The following is a 15,786-nucleotide window of genomic DNA, read 5'->3' as shown; positions in this document are numbered from 1 at the left end:
CGCCGCGCGGCGGGGGGCCTTCGGTGCGTCGCGGGTCAGGCGGCGGACGGGCCGACGTTGGTCCGGGAGCCGACCACGTCGAGCACGTGAGTCACCGCGTCGGCGACCGGCACCCCATTGCGCTGGGAGCCGTCCCGGTAGCGGAACGAGACCGTGCCGGCGGCCAGGTCGTCGTCGCCGGCGATCACCATGAACGGGATCTTCTGCTGCTGGGCGGTGCGGATCTTCTTCTGCATCCGGTCGTCGCCCGCGTCGACCTGGGCGCGGATGCCCTCGGCACGCAGCGCGGCGACGAAGCCGTGCAGGTAGTCGGTGTGATCCTCGCGGATCGGGATGCCGACCACCTGCACCGGCGCCAGCCAGGCCGGGAAAGCGCCCGCGTAGTGCTCGGTCAGCACCCCGAAGAAGCGCTCGATCGAGCCGAATAGCGCCCGGTGGATCATCACGGGCCGCTGCCGGGTGCCGTCGGCGGCCTGGTACTCCAGGCCGAACCGCTCCGGCAGGTTGAAGTCGACCTGGATGGTGGACATCTGCCAGGTCCGGCCGATCGCGTCCTTGGCCTGCACGGAGATCTTCGGGCCGTAGAAGGCCGCGCCGCCCGGGTCGGGCACCAGGTCCAGGCCGGACTCCTCGGCGGCGGACCGCAGCGCCTCGGTGGCCCGTTCCCAGTTCTCGTCGGTGCCGACCGACTTCTCCGGGTTACGCGTGGACAGCTCCAGGTAGAAGTCGTCCAGGCCGTAGTCGCGCAGCAGTTCGAGCACGAAGACGAGCAGCGACTTCAGCTCGCCCGCCATCTGCTCCTCGGTGCAGAAGATGTGGGCGTCGTCCTGGGTCATGCCGCGCACCCGGGTCAGGCCGTGCACCACGCCGGACTTCTCGTACCGGTAGACCGTGCCGAACTCGAACATCCGCAGCGGCAGCTCACGGTAGGACCGCCCCCGGGACCGGAAGATCAGGTCGTGCATCGGGCAGTTCATCGGCTTGAGGTAGTAGTTCGCGCCCTCCACCTCCATGGGCGGGAACATCCCGTCGGCGTACCAGTCGAGGTGCCCGGAAACCTCGTACAGGTGGCCCTTGGTGATGTGCGGCGTGTTGACGAACGCGTAGCCGGCCTGCTCGTGCTTGATCCGCGAGTAGTTCTCCATCTCGCGACGGATGATGCCGCCCTTGGGGTGGAAGACCGCCAGCCCCGAACCCAGCTCGTCGGGGAAGCTGAACAGGTCCAGATCCACGCCGAGCTTGCGGTGGTCGCGCCGGGCGGCCTCCTCCAGCAGCTTCAGGTACGCCTTCAGCTCGTCCCGGGTCGGCCAGGCGGTGCCGTACACCCGCTGGAGCTGCGGGTTCTTCTCCGACCCACGCCAGTACGCGGCCGCCGAGCGCATCAGCTTGAACGCACCGATGAGCCGGGTGTTCGGCAGGTGCGGGCCCCGGCACAGGTCCGACCAGCAGACCTTGTCTTCCTTCGCGGCGAGGTTGTCGTAGATGGTCAGCTCGCCGCCGCCCACCTCCATCACCTCGGAGGTGTCCAGCCCCTCGCCCTTGACGTCGATCAGCTCCAGCTTGAACGGCTCGGCGGCCAGCTCGGCCTTCGCCTCGTCCAGGCTGTCGAAGCGGCGGCGGCGGAACCGCTGGCCGGACTTGATGATCTCCTGCATCCGCTTCTCGAGCTTGCCGAGGTCGTCCGGCTGGAACGGCTTGTCGACCGCGAAGTCGTAGTAGAAGCCGTTCTGGATGGGCGGGCCGATGCCGAGGCGGGCCTCCGGGAAGACGTCCTGCACGGCCTGGGCGAGCACGTGCGCGCAGGAGTGCCGCAGCACGTCGAGCCCGTCCGGCGAGTCGAGGCTGACCGGCTCGACCTCGGTGTCGGCCTGCGGCGTCCAGTCCAGGTCGCGCAACTGGCCCTGCGGGTCGCGGACCACCACGATCGCCTTCGGGCCGGACGCGGGCAGACCGGCCGCGGTCACCGCGTCGGCCGCCGTGGTCCCGGCGGCGACGACGACGGGGTCGGCCACGGCGGGGTTACGGGGTGCGGACACGGTGACTCCTCCAGCAGACGGTACGGATGACGCCGAACGTTCGGCTCCTGCGATGCTATCGGTCGCCTCCGTCGGGACGGTCGCCGACGCCTCCGCCCCGCGCCGCGTGGAACGCCAGAGCCGGGGCCGCGGAAAGGAAGGGCACCTTCCTAACGCCTGGTGCACAGGAAGGTGCCCTTCCCAACCGCCATGCCGGTGGCCCGGCTCAACCGGCCCAGTCCGGCAGGGGCTCCCGGGCGGCCAGCCACTCCGTCGGCACCCCGCCCGGGGTGCCGACCCCGGTGTACGCGGCCACCACCGCCCCGGCGATCGCGGCGGTGGTGTCGACGTCCCCGCCGGCCTCGACGCAGGCGCGAACCGCCGCCGGGTAGTCGTCCAGATGCACGGCGGCCACCCAGCAGGTGAAGGCGACGGTGTCCTGGGCGGTGACCCGGGAGCCGTTGCCGAGCACGTCGGCGACCTCCGGAACCGACCGGTCGAGCAGGCCGGCCGCCCGGCGTACGCCCCGGTGCACCTCGCTGGCCGGGTCCAGCGCGGCGGTCACGCCGGCCAGCAGCCGGTCCGGGGCGGGCCGGTGGCCGTCCAGCCGGGCACGGGCGGCCAGCGACGCGGCCACCGCCACCGCCACCGCACCGGCGATGCCCTCCGGGTGCGCGTGGGTCACCTCGGCCGAGGCGCGGGCCTGCGCCGCCGCCCGCGCGGTGGAGTCGGCGAACCACGCGCCCAGCGGGCCGACCCGCATCGCCGCGCCGTTGCCGCAGGAACCCTGGCCGTCGAACGCCGAGGCCGCCGCCACCGGCCACGGCGTGCCCGTGCGGATCAGCCGCAGGATGGTCACGGCCTCCGGCCCGTACCCCCGGTAGGGCTCGCAGCGCTCGGCGAAGGCCGCGGCGAGGTCGTCCCGGTCGATCCGGCCGCTGTCGGCGAGCGCGGCGACCACCGAGCAGGCCATCTCGGTGTCGTCGGTCCACTGCCACGGCGGTGGTGGCAGCCTCCCGGCGGCCAGGTCGGCCGGGTGCCGGCCGGGAACGAAGAACTGCGAGCCGAGCGCGTCGCCGACCGACAGGCCGGCGAGCGAGTCCCGGGCGAGCGCGAGGCGGGTGTCGGGAAAGAGCGTGAAGGACATCGTTGTGCCAGCTTGCCCTGTTACCGCGTGCGCCGCAACGCGATCAACTTGCCACCGCGGGTACGGTCTTGCTGTGGCCACCGTCCTCCTGGTCGAAGACGACCACGTCGTACGCGGCGCGATGCTGCGATCCCTCGCCGACCGGGGGCACGCCGTGCACGCCGTCGGCACCGCGCTGGACGCGCTGCGCCGGGTGGCCGCCGAGACCCCCGACCTCGTGGTGCTCGACCTCGGGCTGCCCGACCTCGACGGCTCGGACGCGCTGCGGATGCTGCGCGGCATCACCGACGTGCCGATCATCATCGCCACCGCCCGCGACGACGAGCAGTCCGTGGTCCGGCTGCTGCGCGCCGGCGCCGACGACTACATGGTCAAGCCGTTCACCGGCGCGCACCTCGACGCGCGGATCACCACCGTGCTGCGCCGGGTCGGCCGGGCCAGCCGGGCGGTGCAACCGGCGGTGCACAGCGTCGGCGGGCTGCGGGTGGACGTCGGGGAGCGCAGCGCCATCCTCGACGGCGAGCCGCTGGCGCTGACCCGCAAGGAATTCGACCTGCTGGCCTATCTCGCCGCGCGACCGGGCCGGGTAGTGTCCCGCCGGGAGCTTCTGGAGGAGGTATGGCGCCAGCCATCGGTCGGCGAGGACCAGACCATCGACGTTCACCTGTACTGGCTACGCCGCAAAATGGGCGAGTCCGCGGCGAAGCCGCGCTACCTGCGCACCGTGCGGGGGGTCGGCTTCCGGCTGGTGGCGCCGGACTGAGGTGGTCGCTGGCCCTGCTCACGGCCGGCATGTGTGCCCTGGTCGCGCTCGCGTTCCTCGTCCCGCTCGCCGTCGGCCTCGGGGACCGGGCACGCGAGGAGGCGATCGCGGACGCCGCCCGGCGCAGCGCGCTGGTGACCGGCGCGCTCGCCGTCAGCACCGATCCCGCCGTGGTCCAGCGTGCCGTGGCGGCCAGCGGCGACGATCCGGCCACCCGGCCGGTCGTGCACGGCCTGGGGGTGGACGAGTCGTCGGCCCGGGCCGACGCCGGAAGCCTGGAGCGGGCGCGAGCCGAGCGGCGCTCGGTGGTCGTCGACGTCGAGGGCGGTGTGCTCCGGCTCGACCCGGTGGTGCTCGGCGACCGGACGGCCGTGGTCGAGGTCTTCGTGCCCGCCTCGGCGCTGGGCGGCGGCAGCCGGTGGCCGCTGCTGCTCGGAGTCGCCGCCGCGCTGGTGGGCGCGGCGGTGCTGGTGGTCGACCGGGTCGCCGCCCGCGCGGTCGACTCGGCCCGGGGCCTGGTCCGGGCGGCGCTCGCGATCGGCGACGGCGACCAGGGCGTACGCGTCGACCCGAGCGGCCCACGGGAACTCGCCGAGGCCGGGCACGCCTTCAACCGGATGGCGGACCGACTGGACGCGGCCCGCACCGACGAACGGGAGCTGGTCGCCGACCTGTCGCACCGGCTGCGTACCCCGCTGACCGTGCTGCGGCTGGACGCGGAGGCGCTGGAGTCCGACGACACCAGCGTGGGCTCGTTCAGCGAGGCGGAGCTGGACCGGCGGCGCGGCATCCGGCGGATCCGGCAGGCGATCGTCACCCTCGAGGGCGAGATCGACGTGCTGATCAAGACCACCCGCAAGACGGTCGCGCACGAGGCGGGGCCGGCGATGTGCGACGTCAGCGAGGTGGTCCGGGACCGGATGGTGTTCTGGGCCGCGCTGGCCGGCGACCAGAACCGCCCGCACCGCGTCAGCGGCGCCCAGCTGCGCATCCCGGCGCCGGTGCCCCGGGCCGAGCTGGCCGCCGCGCTGGACGCGGTGATCGGCAACGTCTTCCGCTACACCCCGCAGGGCACCGCGTTCGAGGTGGCGGTCTCCCGCCGCGACGGGTACGTGGCCATTCGGATCGACGACGCCGGCCCGGGAATCGCCAACCCGGACCGGGCGCTGCGTCGGGGCGCCAGCGACCAGGGCTCCACCGGGCTGGGGCTGGACATCGCCAAGCGGGTGGCGTTGCAGGCCAACGGCTCGGTGAGCATCGACCGGGCCCGGCTGGGCGGGGCGAGCGTGGTGATGCTGCTCGCCGACCCGGAGGCCACGCCCCGGCAGGTCAGCCGGTTCGGTCTGGTCGGCCGGATGGCCCGGGAGCAGAAGACCGCCAGCCGGCGCTGGTCCCGCCAGCGGCCCGCCGACGGCTGACCGGCGACCGGAAACCTCCCGGTCGCCGCCCTGGCGCCCCCACCTGACGCGCTGCCGGACAGAGGGCTCCCCGCTGCGGCCGGTCCGGCCGTGACGGCCTGCCCGACCGTACGACCGGTTGTGGGGCAGCGCAAGTCTTCCTTAGATCGAGGTTAACCACGGCGCCGGACGGCTCCGGCGCTGACAGGATCGAATGCGAACCCATCAGTTCCACCGGCCGATGCCTCGGGGCTTCACCCGGCCGGTGGAGCCTGGCGCGCGGCGGGAGAAATGGTCCCCCCACACCTGCTCCCGCCGCGCGCCGCCCCACCATCCGCTCAGCGGGCCGCGGTGGCCAGGTGGGCGTCGATCTCGGCGGTGATCCGCTGCTTGGCCGCCGGCTCCAGGAACGAAGCCGTCACCGCGTCGCGGGCCAGCGCGGCCAGTCCGTCCGGGCCCGCGTCGAGCAGCCGGGCAGCGACGGCGTACTCGTCGTTGAGGGTGGTGCCGAACATCGGCGGGTCGTCGGAGTTGATGGTCACCAGCAGGCCGGCCTCGACCAGTTGCCGCAGCGGGTGCTCCTCGATGCTGGCGACCGCCCGGGTGCGCACGTTGGAGGTCGGGCAGACCTCCAGGCCGATCCGGTGCTCGGCCAGATACGCCAGCAGTTCGGGATCCCGCGCGGCGGAGATCCCGTGGCCGATCCGCTCCGCGCCCAGGTCGCGCAGCGCGTCCCAGACCGTCTGCGGGCCGGTGGTCTCGCCGGCGTGCGGCACGGAGCGCAGCCCGGCGGCCCGAGCCCGGTCGAAGTACGGCTTGAACTGCGGCCGGGGCACCCCGATCTCCGGGCCGCCGAGGCCGAAGCTGATCAGCCCGTCCGGGCGCTCCTCCAGCGAGATCCGCAGCGTCTCCTCGGCCGCCGCGAGGCCGGCCTCGCCGGGGATGTCGAAGCACCAGCGCAGCTCGATGCCGAAGTCCGCCTCGGCCCGCTTGCGGGCGTCCTCGATCGCCTCGCAGAACGCGGGCGCGGGGATCCCCCGGTGCACGTGCGAGTAGGGCGTGACGGTCAGTTCGGCGTAGCGGACCTGCTGGCGGGCCAGCTCCCGCGCGACCTCGTGGGTGAGGAGCCAGACGTCCTCCTGGTCGCGGATGAGGTCCACGACGCTCAGGTAGACCTCGATGAAGTGCGCGAAGTCGCGGAAGGCGAAGTAGTCGGCGAGGGCGGCCGGGTCCGCGGGTACGGGGCTGCGGCCCTCGTGCCGGGCGGCCAGCTCGGCGACGATCCGGGGCGACGCGGAGCCGACGTGGTGCACGTGCAGCTCCACCTTGGGCAGTCCGGCGATGAAGGTTTGCAGGTCGATCACAGATTCTCCTCTGCGCGGGCGGCGGTGCGGGCGACGAAGAAGACGCGGCGGAACGGGAAGGGCACCTGACCGTGCCGCACCGGGTACGCCTCGGCGAGGCGTACCCCCAGCTCGGCTCGGAAGTCGGACCAGCCGGTGGCGTCCAGGGCCGCGCGGACCGGCCGGAGCGCCGTCCCCTCCAGCCAGCTCAGCACGGGGTGGTCCGCGTCGGCGCGGGCCGGCAGCAGGTGCACGTAGGTAGTCTCCCAGGCGTCCACCGCGCAGCCGGCACCGGTCAGCAGCTCGGCGTAGCCGACGGCGGTGTCGTCGGCGGGAGGCTGACGCAGCAGCGGCGCGACGTCGGCGCGCCACGCCGGCCGGCCGGCGACTTCGCGCAGCGCCCGGTGCGAGGGCGCGTCGAAGTTGCCCGGCACCTGCACGGCCAGCCGGGCCCCGGCGGGCAGTTCCCGGGCCCAGCGGGTGAGCAGCTCCCGGTGGCCGGGCACCCACTGGAGCACCGCGTTGCTGACGACCACGTCCACGTCGGGTTCCGGGTGCCAGTGCCGGACGTCGCCCACGGCGAAGTCGACTCCGACGGCGGTGGCGGTGGCCTCCGCGATCATCTCCGGCGAGGAGTCGAGACCGGCGACCCGGCTGTCCGGCCAGCGCGCGGCGAGGGCGGCGGTCAGGTTGCCGGGTCCGCAGCCGAGGTCGACCACCGCGCGCGGCCGTTCGGCCGGGACCCGGGCGAGCAGGTCGTAGAAGGGCCGGGAGCGCTCGTCGCCGTAGCGCAGGTACGTCGTCGGATCCCACATCACTGCCTCCCAAACCGTACGTCCGTCTTGTTGCAAGATACGGCCCGTCGCAGGACCGGACAAGCCGATCACTAGGCTCAGTGCCATGCAGCAGGTGGTGAGTCGGGCGGCCGGCACGAAGACCGACGGAGGGGAATCGCGATGAAGGGCTGGCTGCCGCTCGCCCTCGGCCTGCTCGCCGTGGTCGCCGGTGCGCTGTGGACGGTGCAGGGCCTCGGCTACGTCGAGGGGAGCGTGATGACCGACCAACGGATCTGGGCCGCGCTCGGGCCCCTCGTCGCCCTGGTCGGGCTGGTCGTGCTCTGGTCCGGCCTGCGGACCCGCAGGCGCCGCTGAACGCGCCCGGCCCTCGCTCGGCGTCGCCACCCCGCCCCGGCCCACCGCACGCCACTCCTGCCGGCCCCCCGTACGCGGAAAGCCCCGCATCCCGGACGGGATACGGGGCTTCGCTGTGATCCGGGCGCCGGACCACAGCAACTGGCCGGCGACTGCCGACCGGCACTGCTCAGACGGGGCGGACCTGCTCGGCCTGCGGACCCTTCTGACCCTGGGCGATCTCGAACTCCACCCGCTGGTTCTCCTCCAGCGTGCGGTAGCCGCTGGTCTGGATGGCCGAGAAGTGGACGAACACGTCAGCACCCCCGCCGTCGACGGTGATGAAGCCGAAGCCCTTGTCTGCGTTGAACCACTTCACGGTTCCCTGCGCCATGTCTATCTCCTTCTAAAACTGGCGGCCGAGCACGCCGTGCGGCCGATTGGCCGTTTTCGAGCAGCGGTGCCTGAGGCGGCCCCCACGAAGGAGACTTATCTCAACCCACGCCATCTCTCAACAGCGTGGAACAGCAAACCACGTAGCGAAAACTCTGCACAGCCTACCGGACGAAATTCTCCGACATGTGACCTGACGGACGCCGAAGATCCGCTGGGTGGGCCCTTACCGCCAGGCGAAAGGCCCCCACACCGTCGCCACGGTGCGGGGGCCTTCTGTCGTCATCCGGTCAGTCCGGCCAGCTTCCGGTGATCCGGCGTACGCCCACCGCGCCACCCCGGTCGACGGCGGCCCGGACGACCGCGAAAATGGCGCCCTGCAACGCCGCCGCCGCCAGGATCTCGCCCCAGCCGCGGTCCTCGTCGGTCGCGCTCGGCGCGTCGCCGTCGCCCGCCGTCGCCTTCCACACCTGCCGGAAGATCGCGCCCGCGATCGTACCGGCGGCGATGCCCATCAACACGCCGACCGGCTTGTACGCGGCCTTCCCGATACCCCTGCTCACCGCTGCCTCCCCCGAACGATCATCAGCACGACCACTGCGGCCACCGCCCCGGCCGCGAGGGCGACGAACGGCGCCGGGTTACGCCGTACCACCGCGCCCTTCTCCTGCGCCTGCCCCCGCGCGAGCTGTGCCTTCTGCGCCGCCTGCCCGCGCACCAGGGCCACGGTCTGCGCGGCCTGCTCCCGCATCCGCTCCTTCGCCTGGTCGGCGGAGGACCTCAGCCGCGCCTTGACGTCGGCCTTGGCCGCCAACGCCTCCATCGTCTCGCCCAACTCGACCCGGGTCCGCCGGATCTCCTCCCGCAGCGCCTCGGTGTCGCCACTGCCCCGGCCGTTGCCCGTCGTCATGCCCGCCCCCTGTCCTTCACGGCGGCGGCGACCGTGTCCACGTCCGCCCGGACGCTGCGCACCGCAGCCGCCGGCACCGGCGGGACCGCCCGGCTGACCTGCTTCTTGCCCACCAGGGCGAGGACGCCGGCCACCGCGAAGAGCACCACCGCCACGATCAGGGCCGCCGCCCAGGCGGGAAGCACCAGTGCGAGCAGCAGGATCGCGGTGGCGATCAGGGCACCCAGGCCGTAGAACGCCAGCGCCCCGCCACCGCCGAAGAGGCCGAGGCCGATCCCGGCGTGCTTGCCCTTCTGGGTCAGCTCCGCCCGGGCCAGGGCCAGTTCGTCACGGACCAGGCGGGAGACCTGCTCCGTGGCCCGCTGCACCAGTTCGGCGGTGGACGGCTCGCTCCCGTTACGGGATGTGCGGGCGTTCGCCACGTCAGCCATGCTGTCCTCCTTTCATCATCACCGCGCTGTATGCCCGGAGTCGCCGCCCGTCAATCCTTCGCGCGGCGGCCGGTGCACCGGACCGCCGAGTCCCCCGAGCCGCCGGACGGCACGGAAGAAGGTGCAGAAGCGTCGCGCAGCACGTCCCCACGAAACGCCCGGTCAAACTTCCCGCCCCACCCACTCCCCTCACCCACCCCGAAAACACACCCCGCCCCCCTCCAACCGCCCCCACCCCCAAAGAGTCACGCCCCCGCCCTGCCCCACCCCGCCCTGCCCCACCCCCGCCCCACCCGCGCCCGCGAGCCCGCGCGCCACGCCCCCCTGTGCGCGATCTTGCAGTTTGCGCCCGGACAATCCGGGTGCTCCGGGCAACCCGGGGGCACTAACTGCAAGATCGCGGGCTGATGAGGGTTCGGGCAGGCGCGGAGGGAGGGAGGGGAGGGAGGGGTGGGGAGGGGGCGGGAGGAAGGGAGGGGGCGGGAGGGAGGGGGGAGGGAGGGAGGGGGGCGGGTGGGAGAGGGTCAGCGGCGGGAGTCGGCGGGTTCGTCGGGGCCGACGAAAGCCTCGCTGCGGGCGTCGCCGTCGTCGCTGCCACCGAAGAGCCGGGCGTCGTCGGGCACCTCGACGTCGGTGAGGCGACGGACCGGCCGGCGGGGTCGTACCCGCTGCCACGCGAGGCTGCTCTCGGCGTCGCCGATCTCGGTACGCATCCGGGGCATGGCGGTCGGCTGGTGGTCCCGGATCCAGGAGACCAGGTGTTCGCGGACCAGGCAGCGCAGGTCGAAGAGGCTGCCGGCGTCGGCGGCGCTGACCAGGGCACGCACCTTGACCGTCCCGCCGGTCGCGTCGGTCACCTGGAGCACGCAGACCCGGCCGTCCCACAGGTCGGTGCTCTCCACCAGCCGCCGCAACTCCTCCCGCATGGCCTGCACCGGGATCGCCCAGTCGACGTCGAACTCGGCGGTGCCCAGCACCGCCGCCTCGGTCCGGGTCCAGTTCTGGAACGGCTTGGTGGTGAAGTACGAGGTGGGCAGGATCAGCCGCCGGTCGTCCCAGATCTGCACGACCACGTAGCTGAGGGTCAGCTCCTCGATCCGGCCCCACTCCCCCTCGACCACCACCACGTCGTCGAGGCGGACCGCGTCGCTGAAGGCGAGCTGGAGGCCGGCGAACACGTTGCCCAGCAGGCTCTGCGCGGCCAGCGCGGCGACCACACCGGCCACACCGGCACTGGTCAGCACGCCGGCGCCGATGCCGCGTACGGCCGGGAAGGTCATCAGCATCACGCCGAGCGCCAATACGACGATCACCGCGATCGTCAACCGGCGCAGCATGACCACCTGGGTCCGCACCCGCCGCGCGTGCCGGTTGTCCGGCACGTCCACCCGGAACCGGGCCAGTGCGGTGTCCTCCGCCACGACGAGCAGCGAGGCGACCAGCCAGGCGACGCTGGCGATCACACCGAGCACCAGCAGGTGCAGCAGCACCTGCCGCCACTGCTCGCCGACCGCGTAGCCGGTGCTGAAGCGCACGCCGAACTGGACGGCGAGGACGGTGGCGGCGACCTGGATCGACCGGTGCGCGTGGTCGGTGAGTTCGGTCAACAGCAGCGAGCGCCGGCCGACCCGCCGGACCACGCGGTGCGTGACCTCGACCGCGAACAGGGCGATCGCCGCCGCGGCGAGCGTGGCGACGATCGTCCCGAGGTAGCTCTGCACGGGTTGTTTCCTCCTCCTTGCGCCGGGCACCTGCTTCGGACAAAGGCCCAATGGTGCCCGGCATCACCGAAATCGACCAGGTTTCAGACCTTGCGATACCGGGACTGGAGGAAGCAGAAGAGACCGAAGGCGGCGATACCGAGCGCCACCAGGGTGAGCAGCAACTGACCGTACGACTGCTCGCGCAGGGTGCGCAGCGCCGCGTCCAGGCCGCGGGCCTTCTCCGGGTCGTAGTTGACGGCGGCCAGGATGACCAGCAGGCCGGAGATGCCGTACGCGACGCCCTTGGAGACGTAGCCGGCGATGCCCAGGCGGCGGGTGAGCTGGCGCGTCTTCGGGCTCATCTCGCCGGTCCTGAGGTGCTTCTCGAAGCGCTTGATGATCCCGTAGATCACCAGGCCGACGCCGATCGCGGCGAGGCCGAGCCCGACCAGGCCGACCAGCCAGCGACCGCCGGAGGTCTCCATCGCCTTACCGGTCAGTGCCTCCTGCTGGTCGGCGCTGTTGGAGCCGGCGTCCCGGAAGACCTTGAAGGCCGTCCAGGCGAAGTAGAGGTAGACCAGGGTCCGCCCCGCCGAGGCGAGCCGCTCCCAGACGCGCTCCTTGCCGCGCTCGGCGCGGTGCCCGACGGCCGCCTCCAGCGCCTGCCAGATCGCCATGGCGAGCAGGCCGACCGCGATCGTGATGACGAGGAACTTGCCCAGGGGCTGGGCGGCGAGGGTGCGCAGCGCGCCGGACTGGTCGCCGTCGTCGGCGGGCTTGCCGAACGCGATCTGCAACGCCAACCAGGCGAAGAGGAGGTGCACGATGCCGTAGCCGATGAAACCGACTCGGGCCAACAGTTCGAGCCACCTGCTGTTCGCCGTGCGGGAGGCGGTGGCTTCGGCGTTCCGGGTGAGTGACATGGCGCCACAATCACCGAATACGAAGATTTCCAAACGTCGGCCACCGCCACCCCGGGCGGACTCAGTTCCCCGGGTTCCTCGACACCCGGATCTTGACCTCCTGGTCGGTGACGCTGTCCAGCGTCACCGCGAGGCCGCCGACCTCGGTGGCCTGCTGGCCCGTCGTCAGCGACAACTTCTCGCCGGCGACCTCGACGGTCACCTGGTCGCCCTGCGCGCCGACCAGCTTGGCCTCGACCCCGAGAATGGTGGTGCTGGCCTCCACGCCCCGGTCGAAGGTGACCGTGCAGGCGTCCAGACCGCAGTCTGTGCTGGCGCCCTCGGAGCTGCAGCCGGCGAGCACGGCGACGCCGAGCGCCAGGCCGGCCAGCAGACCGGCAGCCCGGCGGGTGGGGGTCAGCGGGAAGTCAACACGTCGATTCGTCACCCGGGCAAGGGTACGAGACGCCGGCCACTGTGGCAGCACGTGATCATCCGCCGAGGTGGGGCGCCGGTGGCGGGGGTTAGGGTCCCGGTCATGCCCTTCGACATCGCCCGTACCCGGGCCGCCTACCCCGCCCTCGCCGAGGGCTTCGTCCACCTCGACGGCGCCGGGGGCACGCAGACCGCCGCCCCGGTGATCGACGCGGTCACCGCCGCCATGCGCGCGGCGGTGGGCAACCGCAGCGCCGCCTTCGGGCCCGGCCGCCGGTCGCTGGAGATGGTGGCCGACGCCCGCTCGGCGGTGGCCGACCTGCTCGGCGCGCGGCCCGAGGGGGTGGTGCTGGGCCCGAGCGCGACGGCGCTGACGTACACCCTGGCCCGGACGCTGGGTGCCGGGTGGCGCCCCGGCGACGAGGTGGTGGTCTCCCGGCTCGACCACGACGCGAACGTGCGCCCCTGGGTGCAGGCCGCGGAGGCGGCCGGCGCGACGGTGCGCTGGGCCGAGTTCGACCGGGACACCGCCGACCTGCCGGCGGCCCGCTACGCGGAGCTGGTCGGCGAGCGGACCCGCCTGGTCGCGGTGACCGCGGGCAGCAACGCGACCGGCACCGTCCCGGACGTGGCGGCGATCGCCGCGACCGCGCACGCCGCCGGCGCGCTGGTCTGCGTCGACGGGGTGCACTCGGTGCCGCACGGCCCCACCGACGTCGCCGCGCTGGGCGCCGACTTCCTGGTCACCAGCGCCTACAAGTGGTCCGGGCCGCACCTGGCCGCCATGGTGGCCGACCCGGCCGTCTGGGAGCGGCTACGCCCGGCGAAGCTGCTGCCGTCCTCCGACGCGGTGCCGGAGCGCTTCGAGTACGGCACCCCGAGCTTTCCCCTGCTGGCCGGCGTGGCCGCCGCGGTGGACCACCTGGCCGGGCTGGACCCGACGGCCACCGGGAGCCGGCGCGAGCGGCTGCTCGCCGGGCTGACGGCCGCGCGGGCGTACGAGGAGTCGCTGCTGGACCGGCTGCTCGCCGGACTGGCCGCCCTGCCCGGGGTCACGGTGCTGGGCTCCCCCGCCCGGCGCTGCCCGACGGTGTCCTTCCGGCTGGCGGGGCTCTCCCCGCAGGAGACCCAGGAGAAGCTGGGTGCGGCCGGCTTCTGCCTCTCCGCCGGCGACTACTACGCGTACGAGTACTTCCAGGCGATGGGGCTGCGGGACAGCGGCGGGGCGGTGCGGGCCAGCCTCTACCACTACAACACGGCCGACGAGGTGGACCGGTTGCTCGGCGAACTGGACCGGCTCGCCGGTGGCGGGGGCAGAATGGCCGGGTGAGCACCCTGGTCGAGGACAATCCCGCCAAGCACCGCTTCGAGATCCTGGTCGACGACGCGCTGGCCGGGTTCACGGCGTACCTGCCGCACGGCGAGGTGCTGGTCTTCACCCACACCGAGGTCGACTCGAGGTTCCAGAACATGGGCGTCGGCGCGGCGCTGATCCGGGGCACCCTCGACCAGCTCCGCGATCGCGGCACGACGGTGGTGCCGCGCTGCCCGTTCATGGCGGCCTTCATCGACCGCCACCCCGAGTACGCCGACCTGGTCACCCCCGAGCCGTAGCGCGGGGGCGACCGGGCCGGTCAGCGACCCGTCAGCAGCCCGGCGGCGGCGTGGGCGGCGGCCCGGGTGGCGCCGTGGGTGGCGACGTGGACCGCGCCGGTGACCAGCGCGGGCACGCCCAGCTCGACCACGACCGCGTCCGGGCGGGCGGCCAACGCGCGGGTCACCGCCGCCCGCATCCAGTCGTGCCGGTGCAGGTCGCGCACCACCAGCACCACGCACCGGCCGGCTGCCCCGGCGGTCGGGTCGGCGGGCACGTCGGCCTCGGCGTACCGGACGGTGCTGGTGCCGGCGAGCAGGTCGACCAGCGGGGCGGCGAGCCCCCACGGGGTCTCCGGGCCGATCGCGATGTTGCGGGGCGGCTCGAACTCGACCACGTGCGCGGGACCGGTCAGCGGCAGCGCGCCGACGCCGGCGGGCGCGGTGGTGACCCGCAGCGCCCGGCGGGCGGCAGCCAGCCCGACGGCCGAGCCGGCGGCGCTGGGGCGGGGTCGGAGCGGCCGGTCGGCCCGGGCGGCCACCGTCCAGGCGGCGAGCTGCCCCACCCGCTTGGCCGCCTCGGTGAGGCGTTCCTCGGGCAGGTCGCCGGCGACGACCGCGGCGACGATGGCGTCGCGCAGCAGTCGCGCCGAGTCCTCGTCGGCGCGCTCCCCGCCGATGCAGATGGCGTCGGCGCCGGCCGCGAGGGCGCGCACCGCCGCGCCCGCGAAGCCGTACCGGTCGGCGACCGCCCGCATCTCCACCGCGTCGGTGACCACGACGCCGGAGAAGCCCAGCTCGTCGCGGAGCAGCCCGCCCAGGATCCGCCCGCTGAGGGTGGCCGGCAGCTCCGGGTCCAGCGCCGGCACCAGCAGGTGGCCGGTCATCACCGCCTGCACCCCGGCGGCCACGGCGGCCCGGAACGGGGCCAGCTCCACGGCGTCGAGGCGGGCCCGGTCGGCGGTGATCCGGGGCAGGTCGTGATGCGAGTCGACCCTGGTGTCGCCGTGCCCGGGGAAGTGCTTGGCGCAGGCGGCGACCCCACCGGCCTGGAGGCCGCGCACCCAGGCGGCGGTGTGCCGGGCGACCAGGGCCGGCTCGGCGCCGAAGGCGCGTACGCCGATCACCGGGTTGGCCGGGTTGGAGTTGACGTCCGCGTCGGGGGCGTAGTTGAGGGTGATCCCCAGCGCGGCGAGGTCGGCGCCCAGGTCGCGGGCGACCCCCTCGGTCAGCGCCGGGTCGTCCACCGCGCCGAGGGCGAAGTTGCCGGGCCGGGAGCTGCCCCGGACCGACTCGATCCGGGTGACGTCGCCGGCTTCCTCGTCGATGGCGACGATGACGTCGGGGCGTTCGGCGCGCAGCGTGGCGGTGAGGGCGGCCACCTGCTCCGGCGTGACCACGTTGCGGGCGAAGAGCACCACCGAGCCGAGGCCCTCGCCGAGCCAGCGGCAGATCCAGGGCGGCGGCGTGACGCCGACGAACCCCGGTTGCAGGACGGCGGCGGCCAGGGCCGACAGGCTTCCGCCGGGGGCGCTCACGCCGGCCCGCCCGCGTGGTGGCTGATGTGTCGCTCGATCATCGCGGTCGTCGTACCCCCGTTTTCTCCGCCCCCGGGCGGCCCGCC

17 protein-coding genes are annotated in these 15,786 nt (G+C 73.7%); 5 read left to right on the top strand and 12 right to left on the bottom strand.

The window, feature by feature from the left end; translation table 11 throughout:
• Nucleotides 1-35 precede the first annotated feature (35 nt).
• Nucleotides 36-2,036 (bottom strand): threonine--tRNA ligase, encoded by a 2,001-nt coding sequence (gene thrS / locus AB0D32_RS08305; RefSeq protein WP_357086412.1) that lies wholly within the window; start codon nucleotides 2,034-2,036, stop codon nucleotides 36-38.
• Between the two features lie 205 nt (nucleotides 2,037-2,241).
• Nucleotides 2,242-3,162 (bottom strand): ADP-ribosylglycohydrolase family protein, encoded by a 921-nt coding sequence (locus AB0D32_RS08300; RefSeq protein WP_357086410.1) that lies wholly within the window; start codon nucleotides 3,160-3,162, stop codon nucleotides 2,242-2,244.
• A 73-nt stretch (nucleotides 3,163-3,235) separates the two neighbouring features.
• Between AB0D32_RS08300 and AB0D32_RS08295 the strand changes: the two genes are divergently transcribed.
• On the top strand, nucleotides 3,236-3,925 hold the full coding sequence (locus AB0D32_RS08295) for a response regulator transcription factor (RefSeq protein WP_357086408.1): 690 nt from the start codon (nucleotides 3,236-3,238) through the stop codon (nucleotides 3,923-3,925).
• Nucleotides 3,926-3,954: 29 nt separating this feature from the next.
• Nucleotides 3,955-5,343 carry a HAMP domain-containing sensor histidine kinase gene (locus tag AB0D32_RS08290; protein WP_357086406.1) on the top strand — a complete coding sequence of 463 codons (1,389 nt, stop codon included), beginning with the start codon at nucleotides 3,955-3,957 and terminating at the stop codon, nucleotides 5,341-5,343.
• A 317-nt stretch (nucleotides 5,344-5,660) separates the two neighbouring features.
• Here AB0D32_RS08290 and AB0D32_RS08285 read toward each other — a convergent pair whose 3' ends face one another.
• Nucleotides 5,661-6,686 carry an adenosine deaminase gene (locus AB0D32_RS08285; protein WP_357086404.1) on the bottom strand — a complete coding sequence of 342 codons (1,026 nt, stop codon included), beginning with the start codon at nucleotides 6,684-6,686 and terminating at the stop codon, nucleotides 5,661-5,663.
• Nucleotides 6,683-7,480: a trans-aconitate 2-methyltransferase gene (locus AB0D32_RS08280; protein WP_357086402.1), complete on the bottom strand. Its 798-nt coding sequence runs from the start codon at nucleotides 7,478-7,480 to the stop codon at nucleotides 6,683-6,685. Before AB0D32_RS08280 ends, AB0D32_RS08285 begins: the two co-directional genes overlap by 4 nt.
• Before the next feature lie 141 nt (nucleotides 7,481-7,621).
• Here AB0D32_RS08280 and AB0D32_RS08275 point away from each other — a divergent pair, with 141 nt between their 5' ends.
• Nucleotides 7,622-7,816 carry a hypothetical protein gene (locus tag AB0D32_RS08275; protein ID WP_357086400.1) on the top strand — a complete coding sequence of 65 codons (195 nt, stop codon included), beginning with the start codon at nucleotides 7,622-7,624 and terminating at the stop codon, nucleotides 7,814-7,816.
• Nucleotides 7,817-7,985: 169 nt separating this feature from the next.
• Here AB0D32_RS08275 and AB0D32_RS08270 read toward each other — a convergent pair whose 3' ends face one another.
• The 7 genes from AB0D32_RS08270 to AB0D32_RS08240 form a co-directional block, all read right to left on the bottom strand.
• On the bottom strand, nucleotides 7,986-8,189 hold the full coding sequence (locus AB0D32_RS08270) for a cold-shock protein (protein WP_350922632.1): 204 nt from the start codon (nucleotides 8,187-8,189) through the stop codon (nucleotides 7,986-7,988).
• 289 nt (nucleotides 8,190-8,478) lie between these two features.
• The gene (locus AB0D32_RS08265; RefSeq protein ID WP_357086397.1) at nucleotides 8,479-8,751 is read right to left on the bottom strand and encodes a DUF4235 domain-containing protein; all 273 of its coding nucleotides are present in this window, start codon (nucleotides 8,749-8,751) and stop codon (nucleotides 8,479-8,481) included.
• Nucleotides 8,748-9,098, bottom strand: a complete 351-nt coding sequence (locus tag AB0D32_RS08260; protein ID WP_357086395.1) for a DUF3618 domain-containing protein — start codon at nucleotides 9,096-9,098, stop codon at nucleotides 8,748-8,750. Before AB0D32_RS08260 ends, AB0D32_RS08265 begins: the two co-directional genes overlap by 4 nt.
• Nucleotides 9,095-9,529, bottom strand: coding sequence for a phage holin family protein (locus tag AB0D32_RS08255; protein WP_357086393.1), 435 nt, complete (start codon nucleotides 9,527-9,529; stop codon nucleotides 9,095-9,097). The genes AB0D32_RS08260 and AB0D32_RS08255 overlap by 4 nt, the downstream gene beginning before the upstream one ends.
• Nucleotides 9,530-10,053: 524 nt before the next feature.
• Nucleotides 10,054-11,250 carry a mechanosensitive ion channel domain-containing protein gene (locus AB0D32_RS08250; protein WP_357086391.1) on the bottom strand — a complete coding sequence of 399 codons (1,197 nt, stop codon included), beginning with the start codon at nucleotides 11,248-11,250 and terminating at the stop codon, nucleotides 10,054-10,056.
• 83 nt (nucleotides 11,251-11,333) lie between these two features.
• Nucleotides 11,334-12,155: a DUF1206 domain-containing protein gene (locus AB0D32_RS08245; protein ID WP_357086389.1), complete on the bottom strand. Its 822-nt coding sequence runs from the start codon at nucleotides 12,153-12,155 to the stop codon at nucleotides 11,334-11,336.
• Nucleotides 12,156-12,216: 61 nt separating this feature from the next.
• Nucleotides 12,217-12,582, bottom strand: a complete 366-nt coding sequence (locus AB0D32_RS08240; protein WP_357086387.1) for a hypothetical protein — start codon at nucleotides 12,580-12,582, stop codon at nucleotides 12,217-12,219.
• A gap of 90 nt (nucleotides 12,583-12,672) precedes the next feature.
• On the opposite strand from AB0D32_RS08240, the gene AB0D32_RS08235 reads away from it, so the two are divergent.
• On the top strand, nucleotides 12,673-13,899 hold the full coding sequence (locus AB0D32_RS08235; RefSeq protein ID WP_357086385.1) for a cysteine desulfurase-like protein: 1,227 nt from the start codon (nucleotides 12,673-12,675) through the stop codon (nucleotides 13,897-13,899).
• Nucleotides 13,896-14,183, top strand: a complete 288-nt coding sequence (locus AB0D32_RS08230) for a GNAT family N-acetyltransferase (RefSeq protein WP_357086383.1) — start codon at nucleotides 13,896-13,898, stop codon at nucleotides 14,181-14,183. The genes AB0D32_RS08235 and AB0D32_RS08230 overlap by 4 nt, the downstream gene beginning before the upstream one ends.
• Nucleotides 14,184-14,203: 20 nt before the next feature.
• On the opposite strand, the gene AB0D32_RS08225 is transcribed toward AB0D32_RS08230, so the two are convergent.
• Entirely contained in the window at nucleotides 14,204-15,700 is a 1,497-nt protein-coding gene (locus tag AB0D32_RS08225) for a glycoside hydrolase family 3 N-terminal domain-containing protein (protein WP_357086381.1), read from the bottom strand.
• Between the last annotated feature and the right edge of the window lie 86 nt (nucleotides 15,701-15,786).

The sequence above is a fragment of the Micromonospora sp. NPDC048170 genome (genome assembly GCF_040652795.1).
Classification (GTDB): domain Bacteria; phylum Actinomycetota; class Actinomycetes; order Mycobacteriales; family Micromonosporaceae; genus Micromonospora.
This window is presented reverse-complemented; position numbering and strand designations above follow the sequence as displayed.